Genomic DNA, 16954 nt, shown 5'->3' on the forward strand with positions numbered 1-16954 from the left:
ACCATTTTCCCTCCATGCTCAGCCTAGAAGAAGCCCAGTCGCGCGCGCAGGATCTGGTCAGCGCCGCGCGCAAGGCCGGCGCGGATGCCGCCGACGCCATCTATGCCTGCAATGCATCGACCAATGTATCGGTGCGATTGGGCGCGCTGGAGGATGTGGAACGGTCCGAGGGCGAGGAGATCGGCCTGCGCGTCTTCATCGGCCAGCGGTCCGCCAGCATTTCCGCGTCGGACATGAACCCGGCGACGCTCGCCACGCTGGTCGATCGCGCCGTCGCCATGGCGCGCGAGGCGCCCGAAGACCCCTATGCCGGCCTCGCGCCCGAAGACCGGTTGCTCAAGAAGCGCCCGCCCGCGCTCGACCTGACCGACGAGGAGGAGCCGGAACCCGCGGCGCTGCGCGAACGCGCGATGATCGCGGAAGAGGCCGCGCGCAGCGTGCCCGGCATCACCAACAGCGAGGGCGGCGGCGCGGCGAATGGGCGCAGCCAGGTCGCACTCGCCACCAGCCATGGCTTTGCCGGCGCCTATGCCGGCACCAGCCATTCGACCTGGGCCAGCGTGCTGGCGGGCGCGGGCGCCGACATGCAGCGCGACCATGCCAGCCATAGCGTGCGCCACCTGGAGGATCTGGACGATGCCGAAGCGGTCGGCATCCGCGCCGGCCAGCGGGCGGTGGCGCGGCTCAATCCGGTCAAGGTCGAAAGCGGCGTCATGCCGGTGATCTTCGACCCGCGCATCGGCTCCAGCCTGCTGGGTCACCTGATTGGCGGCATGGTCGGTCCCGCGATCGCGCGCCGGTCCAGCTTCCTGCTGGAATCGCTGGGCGAGGCCTTGTTCGAGGCGGGCGTCACCATCATCGACGATCCGTTGCTGCCGCGCGGGATGCGATCGCGCCCGTTCGATGGCGAAGGGCTGCCGGTCGAAAGGCGCGCGCTGATCGACCAGGGCGTGCTGACCGGATGGCTGATGGACAGCGCATCGGCGCGGCAATTGGGGCTGGAACCCACCGGCCATGCCAGCCGCGGCGGCAGCGGCGCGCCAGGCGCCAGCATCACTAACGTCCATATGGAGGCTGGCGCCATCTCGCCCGGCGATCTGATGGCGGACGTGAAGCGCGGCATCTACGTCACCGAACTGATCGGCATGGGCGTCAATGGCGTGACCGGCGATTATAGTCGCGGCGCGGCCGGCTTCCTGATCGAAAATGGGGCGGTGGCCCATGCCGTGTCGGAAATCACCATCGCCAGCAATTTAAAGGCCATGTTCCGGGCGCTGACGCCCGCGAGCGACCTGCATTACCGCTACGCGATGAACGTCCCGACCATCCGCGTCGACGGGATGACCGTTGCAGGGGGCTGAGGCCCATCTCCGCGCGGTCATATCCGCCGTGGCGGATGCGGCCGACCATGCGCTGGCGCTATGGGCGGGCGGGGAAACCCGCGTGCGCCAGTGGGAAAAGGTGCCGGGCCATCCGGTGTGCGAGGCCGACCTGGCGGTCGATGCGATGCTGCGCGCGCGGCTGGCGGCGATCGACCCGGACGCTGGCTGGCTGTCGGAGGAGACGGCCGATACCGTGCATCGGCTGGGCGTGCCGCGGGTGTGGGTGGTCGATCCGATCGACGGCACGCGCGATTATCTGCGCGGGCGGCCGGGTTGGTCGGTGTCGGTCGCGCTGGTGGAGGATGGCGCGGTCCAGATCGGCCTGTTGGCGGCGCCCGCGCGCAACGAATTGTGGGTGGCGCAACTGGGCCAGGGCGCGACGCGCAACGGCCAGATTTTGCGCGCCGGAACCCGGACCATGCTGCCGGGCGCGCGCGTGCCCGCCGACCAGTTGCCGCGCGTGGATCGCGACCTGGTGACGGTGGACAAGCCCAACAGCATCGCGCTGCGCATGGCGATGGTCGCCGCGGACGAAGCCGACCTGGTCGCCACCGTGCGCTGGGGCAATGAATGGGACATCGCCGCCGCTGCGCTGATCGTGCAGGAAGCAGGCGGCGCGGTGACCGACGCGCTGGGCGACCCGCTGCGCTTCAACCGGCCGCAGCCCACCGCCTTCGGCCTGCTCTGCGCTGCCCCCGGCATCCACGCCGCCGCCGTGGAACGGCTGGCGCCGCGCGCGCGGGAGATATTGGGCCAGTCGCCGGGCTGAAGGCATCGCGGGGCTAGGGTTGACGTTGGTCGGGAAGCCGTCGAACAGCGCGGACACCATCGAATAGACCTGCGCATAGGCGAAATCGATACCCTTGATCTTCGCCTTGCCCATGGTGAGCGGGATGTCGATCAGCCCGCTTTGATCGCTGCGCTCGACCACGGGGCGCTTGGCTTTGCTCCGCTCGATGTGACCGAAGTGGAGCCACTGACCGAAGGCCAGATCCTCCACTCCCGCGCCCAAATGCGACAGACCCTGCATATCTCTGGCAACCACATGCTGGTTCGCCACCAGTTGCTGCAAAAGGCGCAGGAAGATCTGACCTGCTTCCTGCGCGGCGAAAATCCCGCCACTTCGTTTATCCCGCGCGGAGCTATTGAAGGTTCAGAGCGCCTGAACCATCTCTCGCGCCCGTTCCGCCAAGCGATACGCAACCAGGCCTGAATATGGCTGACTTCCGGGTTTTGCGAACCCGTCAGTGAATGGTGACTAAGGAAGCTATGGTGCCCGGGGACGGATTCGAACCGCCGACACTGCGATTTTCAATCGCATGCTCTACCAACTGAGCTACCCGGGCAGGGGTCTTCGGCGGGAGGCTCCCGCCGGATGGAGGCGTGCCTATAAGCGTCAATCCGGCTCGCTGTCCAGCCCATAATTGCCGTTTTTTTGATCGCCTTCGTCGGAGGGCTGGCCCGGCACGCGATAGCCTTCGCCCAGCCATTGCAGCAGGTCGCGGTCGCGGCAGGCGGCGCTGCAAAAGGGCTTTATCGCCGGCTGGACGGGCTGGCGACAGACCGGGCAGACGCCGGGCTTGGACGAAGGTTCAGGCGACATGACCACCCGCCAGGTCAAGCAACGCTTCTGCCTTCAAGGTGATCGCGCCGCCGCGGCGCTTGGCCAGTTGCTCGATCCAGTCCTGCCGCTTGTGCAGCAGGTCGATGATCGCGGGCATGGCGGTGATGGTGGCCGCACCGCCCTGCCCATGGCGCTCGGCCCGGCGCAGCAACGCCAGCGCGGCGGTCAGCACCACATCTTCGCGCACTATCTCCATCAGATTGGCGCGCTCACGGCGGCGGATGATCTGGAGGAAGCCGAAGCCGTTCACGGCTGTCCGTTCGAACGGCAGCGGCAGATATTTGTCGATCTGCGCCGCGGCGACCATCCGCTCATCCTTGTTGTTCATCGTCGGCAGGTCGATCCCGATCGATCCCGAAAGGCCCATGCGGCGCACCGCCTGGGCGGCGAGCTTGGCGCCCTTGGGACCAAGCTGCGCGGGGGGGAGCGATCCGTCGACGTCGATCAACAGCATGGCGGGGGTCAGGTACAGGCGCAGCGCGGCGTCTTCTGCGCCGACCTCGCCGCTCATCGCCTCGTCCATCAATTCGCTCCAGCCATGCGCTTCCAGCCGGTCTTCCTCATGCGCGGGGCAGGGGACGACGGGCGTGCCGGTGGCGCGGATGCGCTGCAACAGGCTGGGGCCGGCATGGGGCTTGGCGCCCGGCTGGGGCATCCGGCCCTTGGCGCGCTTGGGGCGGCCTTCTTCTGCGATGGCTTCGCGGATGATTTCAACCAGGACGTTGGCGCCTTCGGCCAGCCGGGGCGGGATCGGTTCCAGCAGCACTTCCTCGCCCGAAATCAGGCGCACGATGCCGCGTTTCTTGGGGATGATGGTGGCGACTAGCCGGCCCTGCGCCACCGCGCCCGCACGGACGGCGTCGCCCTCGCGCTCGATCAGGGCCTCGACCAGCTTGCCCTTCTCGATCAACGCGGCCCGCGCCTCGCCAATGCCTTCTTCATAGAGCCATTCGGCCATGTGCGTTCCTAGTCGGATAGATAGCCCGCTGCCTTGAGCAGCGTGCGGGTTTCGTAAAGCGGCAGGCCCATGATCGCGCTGTGGCTGCCCATGATGGTGCGGATGAGGCCCGCGGCGCGGCCCTGTATCGCATAGCCGCCTGCCTTGCCGCGCCATTCGTCGCTGGCGATATAGGCGTCGATCTCGGGCTGCTCCAGCCGCTTGAAGATGACGATATTGTCCGACAGGCGATGCCGCGCGCGTCCCTCGCCATCGATCAGCGTGATCGCGCTCAGTACCCGGTGCCGCCGTCCCGACAGCAAGGCCAGGCAGGCGCGCGCGTCCGCCTCGCTCTCTGCCTTGGGCAGGATACGGCGCCCCACGGCCACCACGGTATCGCCCGACAGGACCAGCGCGCCGGGATGGCGCGCGGCCACAGCCACGCCCTTTTCAGCCGCGACGCGCGCGGCGTATGCGGCAGGCAGTTCGGCTTTCAGGGGCGTTTCGTCGATATCGGCGGGATCGACGGCATCGGGGACGACGCCGATCTGTCCCAGAAGGTCACGCCGTCTGGGAGAAGCCGAAGCAAGAATAAGCCGCATGAACAAGCGGCTTATTTGAAGCGGTACGTGATCCGACCCTTGGTCAGGTCGTAGGGGGTCAGCTCGACAAGCACTTCGTCGCCCACCAGCACGCGGATGCGATTCTTGCGCATCTTGCCGGCGGTGTGGCCGAGAATCTCGTGGTCATTTTCAAGCCGGACACGGAACATGGCGTTGGGGAGAAGCTCCACAACCTGTCCGCGCATTTCAAGCAGTTCTTCTTTAGCCATATTATCCCGAATTCACAAAATCGCGCCGCCATAGCGCCAAATTGCGGGAAATGGAAGCCAAGCCTTTATTCGCCGAAATGATCGCCTGCGGCGGCGATCGCCGTGAAGATATGATCGAGCTGATCTTCGTCGAGGCAATAGGGCGGCATCAAGTAGATGGTGTTGCCGAGCGGCCTTAGCAAAAGGCCGTGGCCCAGAAAGAAGGCGCGCAGGCGCGGCGCCAGGTCGGACAGATAGCCCGCATCGGCGGCGACAAGGTCGATCGCGGCGATCGTGCCCAACTGCCGCGGGTTGGCGAAGGCGGGGTGGCGGGCGAGCCGTTCGAGTCGCGTTGCGATACCCTGCGTCAGCGCGACGATTCGGCCCAGCACATCCTCTTCGCGCCAGATCGCCAGATTGGCGACCGCGGCGGCGCAGGCGATCGCGTTGGCGGTGTAGCTGGACGAATGATAGAATAGCCGGGCGCGGTCGGTCGATCGGTGCGCGTCGAAGATCGGGGCGGTCGCCAGGGTCGCCGCCAGCGGGATCGCGCCGCCGGTGATACCCTTGGCCACCGCCATGATGTCCGGCACGACGCCCGCCTGTTCGCAGGCGAAGAGGGTGCCGGTGCGGCCCCAGCCGGTCATCACTTCATCAGCGATGAACAGCACGCCATGGCGGCGGCAGATCGCGGCCATCTCGCGCAGTATGTCCGCCGAATAGATCAGCATCCCGCCCGCGCCCAAGATCAGCGGCTCGACGATGAAGGCGGCGGGCTTGCGCGCGCAGGCGGCGTCGAGCGCGTCGAGGCAGGCCCGCTCGCGACCGGGCGCGGGAAAGGGGATGGTGCCGACATCGAACAGCAAGGGCTGCCAGGCGGCGTTATAAACGCCGCGTTCGCCGATCGACATCGCGCCGATCGTGTCGCCATGATAGCTATGCTCCAGCACCAGGATGCGGCTGCGCGGCCCCCCCGATTCTTCCGTCGCCAACCCGTCCAGCGCCAGATTGTGCCAATAGCCCAGCGCCATCTTGAGCGCGACCTCGACCGCGGTCGAGCCGCTGTCGGAATAGAAGACATGGCGCAGCTCCGGCTGCCCCTCGCCGCGCGGGGCCAGATCGATCAGCCCCCGCGCCACCGTTTCGGCCGGATCATGGGTGTAGCCCGCGAAGATCAGCTGATCGAGTTGCCCCGCCTGCGCGGCGATGGCGGCGGCGATGCGCGGATGGCAATGGCCATGGGTGGTCACCCACCAGCTCGAAATCGCGTCGATCAGCGTGCCGCCGTCTGCCAGATGCAGCAGCGCGCCTTGCGCCCGCGCGACATGGGGGATCGGCTCATTGAGGCCATGCTGGGTGAAGGGGTGCCAGACGGGGGATGTCATGACGGTCCTTTCAAGCGATTTCTAATCAGGTGGAATCCCTGATGACTCGGAAATCGCATAAAATCAAAAACTAGAGCAAGTGGTCCGACGCAGCCGGACCACTTGCTCTAGGCCAGCATGGCCGCCAAATCTATGGCTTTGCGGCCTCGGTCGCGTTGGGCGCCACCGGCGGCGGCACGATGATGGCCGGCAGCGCGACCGTCACCTCGACCCGGCGATTCTTCGCCCGGCCGTCGGGATCGTCGCTGCCATCCTCTTTCGCATTGGGGGCGACGGGGCGGGCTTCGCCCAGCGCGACCAGGGTGATGCGCGCCTCATCCACGCCTTTTTCGACCAGATAGTCACGGACCTTTTCGGCGCGGATGCGGGACGCGACCTTGTTGTCGCCATCGGACCCGCGCGAATCGCTGTGGCCGCGCAGCGTGATCGGACCGCCGGCCTGCATCGCCGGGCTGGCGAGCAGCGTTTCAACTGTCGCCTTCGCCGTCTCATCCAGCGCCATCGACGATTCGCCAAAGCCGATCACCGCCTCTGCCGGCTCGATCTTGGGCGTTTCCGTTTCGGGCACGACTTCGGGGCGCAGGATCGACCGTTGTGGTTCGGCGCCATTGTCCGCGCCATTGTCCGCCACGGCATTGGCCTTATCCGCTTCGTCCACCGCATTGGCCGCAGGCGTCTGCGCCGGCGGCTGGCAGGCGGCGAGCGCTGCGCACAGGATGATAGAAGCGCGACCAGATTTCGTCATTTTTCCTCTCCTTGTCGCCGGGGCTGGGCGGGCGGCACATAGGACAGGATCGTGTCGCCGGGTTGGGGCGTGGGGCGCGAAGCATGGGTGAAAAAGCGCAGCGCCCCGGTCTTGCGCAACAGCAACAGCATGTCGCCCTCCGGCGGCAGCGCTGCGCGCGCTGCGTCATAGTCGAACTGCTCGCTGATCCGTGTCTTGCGGAAGGTCCAGCCCTGCTCCTCGCGCTGCATGATGTCCTCCACGCCATGGCCGGATTCGAACAGCGCGCGCCCGCGCAGCGATTCAGGCAGGCTGCGCGGATCATGATCGTCGCTGGCGTTGCCCAGCTGATGGACATTGTCGCGCCCGATTTCCGGGGCGAATTCGTTGCACACCAGCGCATTATAGGCTTCATTGTCGGTCGCCGCCGCCAGCATCTGGAACTGGGTCAGGTCCAGCCGCTCTTCGGTCGCTTCCGACAATATCTCGCCATGATAGGTGGGGATGCCTTGATGCCGGGCCGGCGCAAGCCGCTGCCAGCTATTGTCGGCGATCGTCACTGGCACCTCCAATTGGCGCAGTTGAGCCGCAAGTCCCAGGGTGAAGGGCGTAGCGCCGACGATCAGCAAGCCCTGCTCCGACGCACCCGTAACTTTCAGCCAGCGTGCGACCGGTTTGATCGAAAATCCGTGAAACAGGATGGTGGTGACGACCACGGCGAAGGACAAGGTGACCAGGATCGACCCGTCGCTATAGCCCAGCCGATCGAGCCGCAGCGCGAACAGGCCGGAGATCGCGACCGCGACGATGCCGCGCGGCGCGATCCAGGCGACCAGCAGCCGCTCATTCCAGGGCACGGGCGAAAAGGCGAGGCTCAACAAGACCGTCGCCGGGCGAACGAGGAACAGCAGCGCCAGCAGGAAGGCCAGGAACCGCCATTCAAACTGGCGCAGCACCTCCAGATTGAGCGAGGCGGAGAGGATCACGAACACGCCTGAAATCAGCAGGACGGTGACATTTTCCTTGAACGGCTGGATGTCGCGCAGCGAATCGAAACGCATATTGGCCAGCGCCACCCCCATCACCGTGACCGCCAGCAGGCCGGTTTCCTGCTGGATCATGTTCGATCCCACGAATACGCCAATCACTGCGACCAGCAGCACCGGGGCCTTGAGATATTCGGGCACATGGCCGCGCGGGAAGGCCCAGCCCACGGCGCGGGCGGCGAGCCAGCCGATCAGACCGGCGATGACCGCCGCGGCCAGCAGCGACAGGATGACCGACGCCAGCGTGCCGCCCTCGCCCGCGCGGCGCAGATATTCATAGGTGACGACGCCCAACAGCGCGCCGACCGGATCGTTGACGATCGCTTCCCATTTCAGGATCGCGCGCGGCCGCGCCGCGACATTGGACTGGCGCAGCAGCGGCAGCACCACGGTCGGCCCGGTGACGACCAAAATCCCCGCGAACAGGATCGCGACAGGCCACACCAGCCCCCCGACATAATAGCAGGCCAGCGACCCCAGCACCCAGCCGATGGGCGCGCCCAGCGCGACCAGCCGGGTGACCGCGCCATCGGTCTGGCGCAATTCACGGAAATTGAGGCTGAGGCCGCCTTCGAACAGGATCAGCGCGACCGCGACCGACACCATCGGTTCCAGCAATTCGCCGAAGACATGTTCGGGGTTGATGAGGTGGAGAACCGGACCGGCGAGGACGCCTGCGGCCAGCATCAGAGCGATGGCTGGCCAGCCGGTGCGCCAAGCGATCCATTGCGCGCCGATGCCTAATATGCCGATGAGCGCGATGGATAGAGCCAGTTCCTGCATGGGCGCAGGATAGACGGACACATTGGCGGTCGTCACCCCCCGATATTTTTCGATATTGCGGGAACTATCGTGACGAACCCGTGTGTCGGGCGCGAAAGAAAAGGGCCGGTCTGTGACAGGCCCCTCGCTATCACGTCATTGCGGCGGCTGGCCCGGCTGCGCCGGGGCGGCCGGAGTCGCAGGTGCCGCTGGTGCAGCCGGAGCCGGCGGCGCGGCGGCCTGGATGCGTTGCTGGAGCGCCGGATCGGCGGCCGCCGCCTGCCCGATCTGGTTGAATTTTTCAGGCGGCAGGCCCGACGCCTGCAAAGCGGCCAGCATCTTGGGCTGCTTGTCGGCCTCGGCGATCGAGGCGTCCGACTGAATCTTGGTCACTTCGACCGCCGCGGCGGCGAACTGCTTGATGTCGCTGTCACTGAAATTGCTGGCGCCTGCTGCGGGCGCGGTGGGTGCTGTAGGAGCGGCGGCATCCTGCGCAAGGGCGGGGTAAGCTGCGAACAGCGCGATCGACGCGATGCCGGCTTTCAGAAATTTACTGCTGTTGGGACCCGTCAACTTTCTTCTCCTCTTGACCGATATACTGATGAACAGACGACCAAGTTGTTGAAAGCGTTCCTTTCGGAAAAGGCCTGAACGGCCAGTTGTGGGATTTGAGGGGTAACGGGATTGAGGGAAACAGCTCGTCCCGCCACAGTCGCGATCCGCCGCAGCGCCCTTCGCCGGCGCGCAATGACGATCGGCCCGGATTCGTCAAAACGGTCCGGGCCGACCATTGGATGTCACCAGATTTTCACGCGATCCTTGGGCGCCAGATAGATTTTGCCGCCCGGCGCAGGCTTGAACGCATCATACCAGGCGTCAAAATTGCGCACGATGTCGGTCCGATATTGCGATGGCGCGTGCGGATCGGTGACCAGCCGCTGGCGTAAATTCGCCTCGCGATAATTGCGCCGCCACACCTGCGCCCAGCCCAGGAAGAAGCGCTGGTCGCCGGTCATGCCATCGATCACCGGCGCGGGCTTCCCGCCCAGCGACGCATGATAGGCGTCGAGCGCGACCGCCAGGCCGCCCAGGTCGCCGATATTCTCGCCCATGGTGAAGGCGCCCTTCACATGCGCGCCGGGGAAGGGCTCATAGGCGTCATATTGGGCGCCCAGCTTCGTGGTCAGCGCCTTGAAATTGGCGACGTCCTGGTCGGTCCACCACTGGTTGAGCTTTCCCGTCTCGTCATATTTCGCGCCCTGATCGTCGAAATGATGGCTGAGTTCATGGCCGATCACCGCGCCGATGCCGCCATAATTGACCGCGGGGTCCGCCTTGGGATCGAAGAAGGGCGGTTGCAGGATCGCGGCGGGGAAGACGATCTCCACCATGCCGAAATTGGCGTAGGCGTTGATCTCCATCGGGGTCATGCCCCATTCCCAGCGATAGATGGGTTTGCCCAGCTTGCCGATATTATAGTCGAATTCGAACTGGTTCGACCGCTGCGCATTGCCCAGCAGGTCGTCCCGCCTGATCGCCAGCCCGTCATAATCGCGCCACTTGTCGGGATAGCCGATCTTGGGCGTGAAGGCGGCCAGCTTCTTGTGCGCGCGCGCCTTGGCCGTATCGCTCATCCATGGCAGGCCGTCGATGCGGCGGCCCATGGCGGACAGGACATTCTTGACCAGCACGTCCATCGCCGCCTTGGTTTCCGGCGGGAAATATTGGGCGACATAGACTTTGCCGACTTCCTCGCCCAGCGATTCCTTGAGGAAGGTGACGCCGCGCTTCCACCGTTCCTCGCGCTCCGGCGTGCCCGACAGGGTGGTGCCGTAGAAGGCGAAGTCAGCGTTCGCGACGCTGTCGGGCAGATAGTCGGCATAGGCGTGCAGGCTGGCCAGCAGCAGCGCGTCCTTCAGCACGCCAACCGGCGTTTTCGCGATCAGCGCGGCTTCACCCGTCACGGCGCTGGGCTGGGCGACCAGCAGGCTGGCGGGAGTCAATCCGTTCGCTTTGTAATAGGCCGCGAAGTCGAAACCGGGCGCGGCCTTCTGCAGGTCGGCAAGCGTCATCTTGTTATAGGTCTTGTCGGCGTCGCGGCTTTCGACCTGGCTCCAATGGACCTTGGCGACCTCCGTTTCGAACGCCATCAGCGCCGCCGCGCGCATCTTGGCGTCGCTTTCGCCGGCCAGGGTCAGCATCTTTTCCAGATGCGCGACATAGGCGGTGCGGATCGCCGCCATCTTTTCGCCCTGGTCCAGATAATAGTCGCGGTCGGGCAGGCCCAAGCCACCCTGCGTCATCGACAGGATATAGGTTTCAGGGTCTTTGTCGTCCTGCCCCACATAGAAGCGGAACGGGCCGGGTACGCCGGCGCGGGCGCCCTTGGCCGCGACCCTGGCATAGCCGGCCAGGTCGGTGACGCCCCTGACCTCGTCCAGCCAGGGCTTGATCGGCGCCAGTCCCTTCGCCTCGACCGTGGCGCCGTCCATATAGGCGGCATAGGCGTTGCCGATCTTGCTGCCGCTATCCTTCTGCGCGCTTTCCAATATCGCCCTGGTCCGCGTGCGCGACAGGTCGTCCAGCGTGTTGAATGCGCCATAATTGGACTTGTCGGCGGGGATCGGCGTGTTTTTCGCCCATGCGCCATTGGCATAATCGTAAAAATCGTCGCCGGGCTTTACCGATTGGTCCATGCCCGCAGCGTCGAAGCCATAGCTGCCATAGGTGGGCTTGTCGGCGCTTGCCGAGGTCGGCGCTGCGGCAGGTGTCGCCGGCTGGTCGGCCTGCGCCATGGTGGCGGCCAGCGCCAGCGCCGTGGCGGCTGCGCCGAGGAGGAGGGTTTTCATGGGTTGCATCCCTTGCATCATAATGGCGATCGGCCTTGGGCCGTTCGTTCTGACGCGGACTTGAACGCCCGTCAAAGAATGAAGTCCATGTCGTTGGTCGAAAATTATCGATCGTTGAAATATTCGGGAAGCCGGATGTGCGCGGCGAAAGCGGTGGCCAGGGCGGCGGGATCAAGCCGGTCCAGATGCGGCAAGCGGCCGAGCGACGGCGCGCCCGCCAGTTGCGGGATGATCCGCTCATTTTCGTCATGCGCCTCGCCGATGAAGGCGATGCCCGCCACGCGCACGCCGCGCGATCGCAACGCCTCGATGCTCAGCAGACTATGGTTGATCGTGCCGAGGCCGGTGCGCGCGCAGAGGATCACAGGCTGGCCCCAATGGGCGAACAGGTCGGCCATCAGCAACGTCTCGGAAATCGGCACCAGCACGCCGCCCGCGCCCTCGACCACCAGCGGTCCGTCCACCTGGGGCAGCGCCAGCTGGTCCAGCCCGATCGCCACGCCATCGATCCGCGCGGCCAGATGGGGGGAGGCGGGGGTGGTCAGGCGAAAGGCTTCAGGCAGGATGCGCGCCGCGGGCAGGCCGGAGAGCGCGGCGACGGTTTCCTTGTCGCCTTCGGGATCGACCCCGGCCTGGATCGGCTTCCAATAATAAGCGCCCAGCGCCCCGGCCAGGCCGGCGGCGAACACCGTCTTGCCGATGCCGGTATCGGTGCCGGTGACGATCAGAACGCTCATTGCATCGCCTTAAGCAACGCCTGACCCAGCGCGGCGACATCGGCGCGACCGACGTTCAATGTCAGCGAGATGCGCAGCCGGCTGGTCCCCGCCGGCACCGTCGGCGGTCGAATGCCGCGCACGTCGAAGCCCGCCTGCTGCAAAGCTGCGGCCACCGCCATGGTGCGGATATCGTCGCCCAGGATGAGCGGCACGATCTGGCTGCGGGGCGAGGGCAGGCCCAGCGGCGCGCAAATCGCTTCGGCCGCATCCTGCCGCAGCGTCTTCAATCGTTCGCGCAGGTCGCTCGCCTGCTCGATCCGGTCCAGCGCCGCCGACGCCGCCACCGCCATCAGCGGGGACGGCGCGGTCGAGAAGATGAAGGCGCGGGCGCGGTTGATCAGATAGTCGACATGGATGCGCGGGCCGCAGATCAGCGCCCCTTCGGTTCCCATCGCCTTGCCGCAGGTATGCAGGGTGATGACATTGTGCAAACCGTCCAGCCCGGTCGAAAGCCCGCGCCCGCCCGGCCCGAAGACGCCGGTGCCATGCGCTTCGTCCAGCAGCAGCATCGCGCCATGGGTCGCCGCCAACTTGGCGAGATCGGTGAGTGGGGCGACGTCGCCATCCATCGAATAGAGCGTCTCTACCGCGATCCAGATACGGCCCGTGCCGCCCTCCTTGCGCCAGGCCGCGATCAGGTCGGCGAAGCTCTGCACATCATTATGCCGCGCGAACACCGCCTGCGCCTTGCTCATGCGGATGCCGTCATGGGCGCTGGCATGGATCAGTTCGTCCGCAACGATCAGGTCGCCGCGCTGGGGCAGCGTCGAAAACAGCGCCAGATTGCCGACATATCCGTTGGCGACGAACAGCGCCGCCTGCGTACGGAAGAAATCGGCCGCCTTGGTCTCCAGCCCCTCATGTTCGGGCGCATTGCCGCGCAGCAGCCGCGACCCGCCCGATCCCACCGGCACGCCCCGCCCGATCGCGTCGGCGACGGCCTGCGCGATGATCGGATCACCGGCCAGGCCGAGATAGTCGTTGGAGGCGAAATCCCGCCCGGAACGGGAGATCAGGCGACGCAATCGCCCGCGCGACTCCAGCGCGGCGAGTTGCTTGGCGAAGGGTTCGGCAGTCATGCCGCGCCTATAGGCCCGGCCGGGGAAAGCGGCAAGCGGGGGTAAGCCGGTGGGCGCGGCCGCCTTTCAGCTCATGCCGCGCGGATCGCTTCGATGGGGGCCAGCACCGCGCGGTTGCGACCGCTGCGCTTGGCATCATAGAGCGCCGTATCCGCAGCGGTGAGCCAGTCCTGACTGGTCATGCGGCCGGGACCGATCGCGGCCACGCCAAAGCTGGCGGTGACGCGCAGCGGCGGATCATGGGGGATGTCCAACGCCTCGATCGCCGCACAGAAACGGTGTGCGGCGGCCAGCGCTTCCGTCTCGCTGGTTTCGGGCAGCAACAACCCGAATTCCTCACCGCCGATCCGCCCCAGCGAATCGCTGGGGCGTGACAGGCCGGCGCAACAATGCGCGACCGCCTCGATCACCCGGTCGCCGACGGGATGGCCATGGCAGTCGTTGATCGCCTTGAAATGGTCGATGTCGAGCAGGATAAGGGCGGCGGGCCGCTGGTGCCGGACGAACAACGCGATCCGCTTGTCGATTTCGGCGACGAAGGCGCGGCGGGTCATGGCGCCGCTCAGATGATCGCGCTCGGCCAGCATCCGCAATTCCATCTGTTCGACCACGATGGCGGCCAGGCCCTTCATAATCTCCATCTGTTCGGCCGGGAAATCCCTGGCGCGGGTGTCGATGGCGCACAGCGATCCGATATTATAGCCATCGGGCGTGCGCAGCGGCACGCCGGCGTAGCTTCGAATGCCCGGATCGCCGGTCACCAGCGGATTGTAGCGAAAGCGCACATCGTCCTTCGTGTCGGGTATGACGAGGGGATCGTCCTGACGGATGGCATGATCGCAAAAGGCTGCGCTGCGCGGCGTTTCCGACACATCCAGCCCGGCGATCGACTTGAACCATTGCCGCTCCTGATCGATCAGCGACACGGCGGATATCGGCACGCTGAACAGCGCGCGCACCAGATTGGTGACCTTGTCGAAAGCGCCTTCCATTGGCGTGTCGAGTATTTCATAGCGCCGCAGCGCGGCGATGCGGCCCGGTTCGTCGTTGGTAATGGCGTGCAGCATATCATGGCATCCGGTGGCTGGCTTGGGTCACGCCTTGGAAGGCATGACGGGAAATCCGGTGCGGCGCGGCTCGCCCCCGTCAGGCCGACCGCGCGCGCAGATTGCGCCTCTGCCCTGAACAAAGGGTTAAAATGAACTAAGCATGGCCGACGCCGCGACCAGTCGGGGCGCAGGCAAGGGGAGGAGAGGCGCGCGGCCTCTCCCCACCTGTCAGGCCCCATGCGCCAGCGCCGCCAGCAACAACAGCGCGACGATATTGGTGATCTTGATCATCGGGTTCACCGCCGGGCCGGCCGTATCCTTGTACGGATCGCCCACCGTGTCGCCGGTCACCGCGGCCTTATGGGCTTCGCTGCCCTTGCCGCCATGATGGCCATCCTCGATATATTTCTTGGCATTGTCCCATGCGCCGCCGCCGCTGGTCATCGACAAAGCGACGAACAGGCCGGACACGATGACGCCCAGCAGCAACGCGCCCAGCGCCGCAAAGCCGTTGTCGCTGCCCGCCACCGCGGTGATCGCGAAATAGACGATAATCGGCGCCAGCACCGGCAACAGGCTGGGGATGATCATCTCCTTGATCGCGGCCTTGGTCACCAGATCGACCGTGCGCGCATAGTCCGGCTTGCTGGCGCCGTCCATGATGCCCTTATTCTCGGCGAACTGGGCGCGCACGTCCTTCACCACATCGCCCGCCGCGCGGCCCACGGCGGTCATGCCCATCGCGCCGAACAGATAGGGCAGCAGCGCGCCGAGCAGCAGGCCGACGATGACATAGGGGTTTTTCAACGAGAAATCGACCGGCTCGGTCAGGCCCAGCGCCGCGCCATAATAGTCGAGATCCTGAGTGAAGGTGCCGAACAGCACTAACGCCGCCAGACCCGCGCTGCCGATGGCATAGCCCTTCGTCACCGCCTTTGTCGTGTTGCCCACGGCGTCCAGCGCGTCGGTTTTCACCCGCACGCTATCGTCCAGATGCGCCATTTCGGCGATGCCGCCCGCATTGTCGGTGACCGGACCATAAGCGTCCAGCGCCACCACCATGCCCGCCAGCGCCAGCATCGCGGTCGCCGCGAAAGCGATGCCCATCAGACCCGCCAGCTGATAGGCGACGATGATGCCGACGACGATGACCAGCGTCGGCAAGGCGGTGGATTCCAGGCTGATCGCCAGCCCCTGGATGACGTTGGTGCCATGGCCGGTTTCGGACGCCTTGGCGATCGAGCGGACCGGGCGATAGTTGGTGCCGGTATAATATTCGGTGATGACCACCAGCAGGCCGGTGACGGCCAGACCGACCAGCATCGACCAGAACAGATCCATCCCGGTATAGCCGCCATAGCCGTCCAGGTCCGCGCCGAAGACGGCGTTGAGGTCGCCCAGCGTATATTGGGTGACGACATAGATGGCCGGAATGGACAGGAGCGCGGTGGTCCAGAACCCCTTGTAGAGCGCGCCCATGATCGACTGACTGGCGCCCAGACGGACCATATAGGTGCCGATGATCGACGTGACGATGCACACGCCGCCGACGATCAGGGGCAGCGCCATCAGCTTCATCAGGAAGGCGTTGTCGACCCCGGTGACCAGCAAGGCGGTCAGCACCATGGTCGCGCCGACGGTGACGACATAGGTTTCGAACAAATCGGCGGCCATGCCGGCGCAGTCGCCCACATTGTCGCCGACATTGTCGGCGATGACGGCGGGATTGCGTGGGTCATCCTCCGGGATGCCGGCCTCGACCTTGCCGACCAGGTCGGCGCCGACGTCGGCCGCCTTGGTGAAGATGCCGCCGCCCAACCGTGCGAAGATGGAAATGAGCGACGCGCCAAAGGCCAGCGCGACCAGCGAGTCGATCACCAGCCGGTCGTCGGGCGCATGGCCCGCCGGGCCAGTCAGATACCAGAAGAAGACGCTGATCGCGAGCAGGGCGAGGCCGGCCACCAGCATCCCGGTGATGGCGCCGGCGCGGAAAGCGACGGTGAGGCCGCTCTGCAGCGTGCCGCGACAGGCTTCGGCCGTGCGGACATTGGCCCGCACCGATATGTTCATGCCGATGAACCCCGCCGCCCCCGACAGGATCGCCCCGATCAGAAATCCGACCGCGGACGTGACGCCCAGAAAATAGAGGACCAGCACGGCCACGACCAGGCCGACGATGGCGATGGTGGTATATTGGCGGCCCAGATAGGCCTTGGCCCCCTCCTGAATCGCGCCGGCGATCGCCTGCATGGCGTCATTGCCCGGTGGCTGGCTCAACACCTGGCGACTGGTGATCAGGCCATAGATGATGGCCAGCAGGCCGCACCCTATGGCGATATAGACGATTTGCATGGATGTTCCTCTCCCCCTGTTATGACTGTCATCGACCGCTCCGCAGGGAATGACGGGCAGGCGAAAGGCGCAGAGGCGGGCGGCCGGACGAGGACGGTCCGGCATCGGGCACCGCGTCAATCAGCAACATGGCAGCGCGCATAAGCGGTCCAACCGGGCTGAGAATAGGGTGGAA

The 16954-nt window shown here is 65.9% G+C and carries 16 protein-coding genes and 1 tRNA gene; 3 read left to right on the top strand and 14 right to left on the bottom strand.

The window, feature by feature from the left end; all coding sequences use genetic code 11:
- Window positions 1-14: 14 nt before the first annotated feature.
- From EWH12_RS02615 to EWH12_RS02625, 3 genes are all read left to right on the top strand, one after another.
- Window positions 15-1361, top strand: coding sequence for a TldD/PmbA family protein (locus tag EWH12_RS02615; protein ID WP_066599345.1), 1347 nt, complete (start codon window positions 15-17; stop codon window positions 1359-1361).
- On the top strand, window positions 1348-2151 hold the full coding sequence (locus EWH12_RS02620) for an inositol monophosphatase family protein (RefSeq protein WP_066599347.1): 804 nt from the start codon (window positions 1348-1350) through the stop codon (window positions 2149-2151). Before EWH12_RS02615 ends, EWH12_RS02620 begins: the two co-directional genes overlap by 14 nt.
- A gap of 84 nt (window positions 2152-2235) precedes the next feature.
- The gene (locus EWH12_RS02625) at window positions 2236-2595 is read left to right on the top strand and encodes an NAD(P)-dependent oxidoreductase (protein WP_422917711.1); all 360 of its coding nucleotides are present in this window, start codon (window positions 2236-2238) and stop codon (window positions 2593-2595) included.
- A 57-nt stretch (window positions 2596-2652) separates the two neighbouring features.
- Here the strand turns inward: EWH12_RS02625 and EWH12_RS02630 are convergent.
- The 14 genes from EWH12_RS02630 to EWH12_RS02695 all read right to left on the bottom strand — a co-directional run bounded on the left by EWH12_RS02630 (window position 2653) and on the right by EWH12_RS02695 (window position 16779).
- A tRNA-Phe gene (locus tag EWH12_RS02630) sits at window positions 2653-2728 on the bottom strand.
- A 50-nt stretch (window positions 2729-2778) separates the two neighbouring features.
- Window positions 2779-2985, bottom strand: coding sequence for a DNA gyrase inhibitor YacG (locus EWH12_RS02635; RefSeq protein ID WP_066599351.1), 207 nt, complete (start codon window positions 2983-2985; stop codon window positions 2779-2781).
- Window positions 2975-3964, bottom strand: coding sequence for a ribonuclease (locus EWH12_RS02640; protein ID WP_129925610.1), 990 nt, complete (start codon window positions 3962-3964; stop codon window positions 2975-2977). The genes EWH12_RS02635 and EWH12_RS02640 overlap by 11 nt, the downstream gene beginning before the upstream one ends.
- A gap of 8 nt (window positions 3965-3972) precedes the next feature.
- A complete protein-coding gene (locus tag EWH12_RS02645) occupies window positions 3973-4545 on the bottom strand; it encodes a Maf family protein (RefSeq protein ID WP_129925611.1) in 573 nt (190 codons plus the stop codon).
- Window positions 4546-4556: 11 nt separating this feature from the next.
- Complete coding sequence (gene infA, locus EWH12_RS02650) at window positions 4557-4775, bottom strand: translation initiation factor IF-1 (RefSeq protein ID WP_003049127.1); 219 nt, start codon at window positions 4773-4775, stop codon at window positions 4557-4559.
- A 65-nt stretch (window positions 4776-4840) separates the two neighbouring features.
- Entirely contained in the window at window positions 4841-6139 is a 1299-nt protein-coding gene (locus tag EWH12_RS02655; protein ID WP_129925612.1) for an adenosylmethionine--8-amino-7-oxononanoate transaminase, read from the bottom strand.
- Between the two features lie 130 nt (window positions 6140-6269).
- Complete coding sequence (locus EWH12_RS02660; RefSeq protein ID WP_129925613.1) at window positions 6270-6884, bottom strand: OmpA family protein; 615 nt, start codon at window positions 6882-6884, stop codon at window positions 6270-6272.
- Window positions 6881-8692: a cation:proton antiporter gene (locus tag EWH12_RS02665; RefSeq protein ID WP_066604790.1), complete on the bottom strand. Its 1812-nt coding sequence runs from the start codon at window positions 8690-8692 to the stop codon at window positions 6881-6883. Before EWH12_RS02665 ends, EWH12_RS02660 begins: the two co-directional genes overlap by 4 nt.
- A 135-nt stretch (window positions 8693-8827) precedes the next feature.
- A complete protein-coding gene (locus tag EWH12_RS02670; RefSeq protein ID WP_129925614.1) occupies window positions 8828-9244 on the bottom strand; it encodes a DUF4168 domain-containing protein in 417 nt (138 codons plus the stop codon).
- Between the two features lie 224 nt (window positions 9245-9468).
- Window positions 9469-11520 (bottom strand): M13 family metallopeptidase, encoded by a 2052-nt coding sequence (locus tag EWH12_RS02675; protein ID WP_129925615.1) that lies wholly within the window; start codon window positions 11518-11520, stop codon window positions 9469-9471.
- 104 nt (window positions 11521-11624) lie between these two features.
- Window positions 11625-12257 (bottom strand): dethiobiotin synthase, encoded by a 633-nt coding sequence (gene bioD / locus EWH12_RS02680; protein ID WP_129925616.1) that lies wholly within the window; start codon window positions 12255-12257, stop codon window positions 11625-11627.
- Window positions 12254-13378 carry an 8-amino-7-oxononanoate synthase gene (locus tag EWH12_RS02685; protein WP_129925617.1) on the bottom strand — a complete coding sequence of 375 codons (1125 nt, stop codon included), beginning with the start codon at window positions 13376-13378 and terminating at the stop codon, window positions 12254-12256. Before EWH12_RS02685 ends, bioD begins: the two co-directional genes overlap by 4 nt.
- A gap of 71 nt (window positions 13379-13449) precedes the next feature.
- Window positions 13450-14445 (bottom strand): sensor domain-containing diguanylate cyclase, encoded by a 996-nt coding sequence (locus EWH12_RS02690; protein WP_066599375.1) that lies wholly within the window; start codon window positions 14443-14445, stop codon window positions 13450-13452.
- 210 nt (window positions 14446-14655) lie between these two features.
- Window positions 14656-16779 (bottom strand): sodium-translocating pyrophosphatase, encoded by a 2124-nt coding sequence (locus EWH12_RS02695; RefSeq protein WP_129925618.1) that lies wholly within the window; start codon window positions 16777-16779, stop codon window positions 14656-14658.
- Window positions 16780-16954: the final 175 nt, after the last annotated feature.

Origin of the sequence: Sphingobium cupriresistens, from assembly GCF_004152865.1 — a bacterium.
GTDB lineage: Bacteria > Pseudomonadota > Alphaproteobacteria > Sphingomonadales > Sphingomonadaceae > Sphingobium > Sphingobium cupriresistens.

What these genes read in the sequence shown, in the direction of transcription:
- EWH12_RS02615 (WP_066599345.1), top strand. Translation starts at nt 15, where the DNA reads ATGCTCAGCCTAGAAGAAGCCCAGTCGCGCGCGCAGGATCTGGTCAGC.
- EWH12_RS02635 (WP_066599351.1), bottom strand. Translation starts at nt 2,985, where the DNA reads ATGTCGCCTGAACCTTCGTCCAAGCCCGGCGTCTGCCCGGTCTGTCGC.
- EWH12_RS02640 (WP_129925610.1), bottom strand. Translation starts at nt 3,964, where the DNA reads ATGGCCGAATGGCTCTATGAAGAAGGCATTGGCGAGGCGCGGGCCGCG.
- EWH12_RS02645 (WP_129925611.1), bottom strand. Translation starts at nt 4,545, where the DNA reads ATGCGGCTTATTCTTGCTTCGGCTTCTCCCAGACGGCGTGACCTTCTG.
- infA (WP_003049127.1), bottom strand. Translation starts at nt 4,775, where the DNA reads ATGGCTAAAGAAGAACTGCTTGAAATGCGCGGACAGGTTGTGGAGCTT.
- EWH12_RS02655 (WP_129925612.1), bottom strand. Translation starts at nt 6,139, where the DNA reads ATGACATCCCCCGTCTGGCACCCCTTCACCCAGCATGGCCTCAATGAG.
- EWH12_RS02660 (WP_129925613.1), bottom strand. Translation starts at nt 6,884, where the DNA reads ATGACGAAATCTGGTCGCGCTTCTATCATCCTGTGCGCAGCGCTCGCC.
- EWH12_RS02665 (WP_066604790.1), bottom strand. Translation starts at nt 8,692, where the DNA reads ATGCAGGAACTGGCTCTATCCATCGCGCTCATCGGCATATTAGGCATC.
- EWH12_RS02675 (WP_129925615.1), bottom strand. Translation starts at nt 11,520, where the DNA reads ATGAAAACCCTCCTCCTCGGCGCAGCCGCCACGGCGCTGGCGCTGGCC.
- bioD (WP_129925616.1), bottom strand. Translation starts at nt 12,257, where the DNA reads ATGAGCGTTCTGATCGTCACCGGCACCGATACCGGCATCGGCAAGACG.
- EWH12_RS02685 (WP_129925617.1), bottom strand. Translation starts at nt 13,378, where the DNA reads ATGACTGCCGAACCCTTCGCCAAGCAACTCGCCGCGCTGGAGTCGCGC.
- EWH12_RS02690 (WP_066599375.1), bottom strand. Translation starts at nt 14,445, where the DNA reads ATGCTGCACGCCATTACCAACGACGAACCGGGCCGCATCGCCGCGCTG.
- EWH12_RS02695 (WP_129925618.1), bottom strand. Translation starts at nt 16,779, where the DNA reads ATGCAAATCGTCTATATCGCCATAGGGTGCGGCCTGCTGGCCATCATC.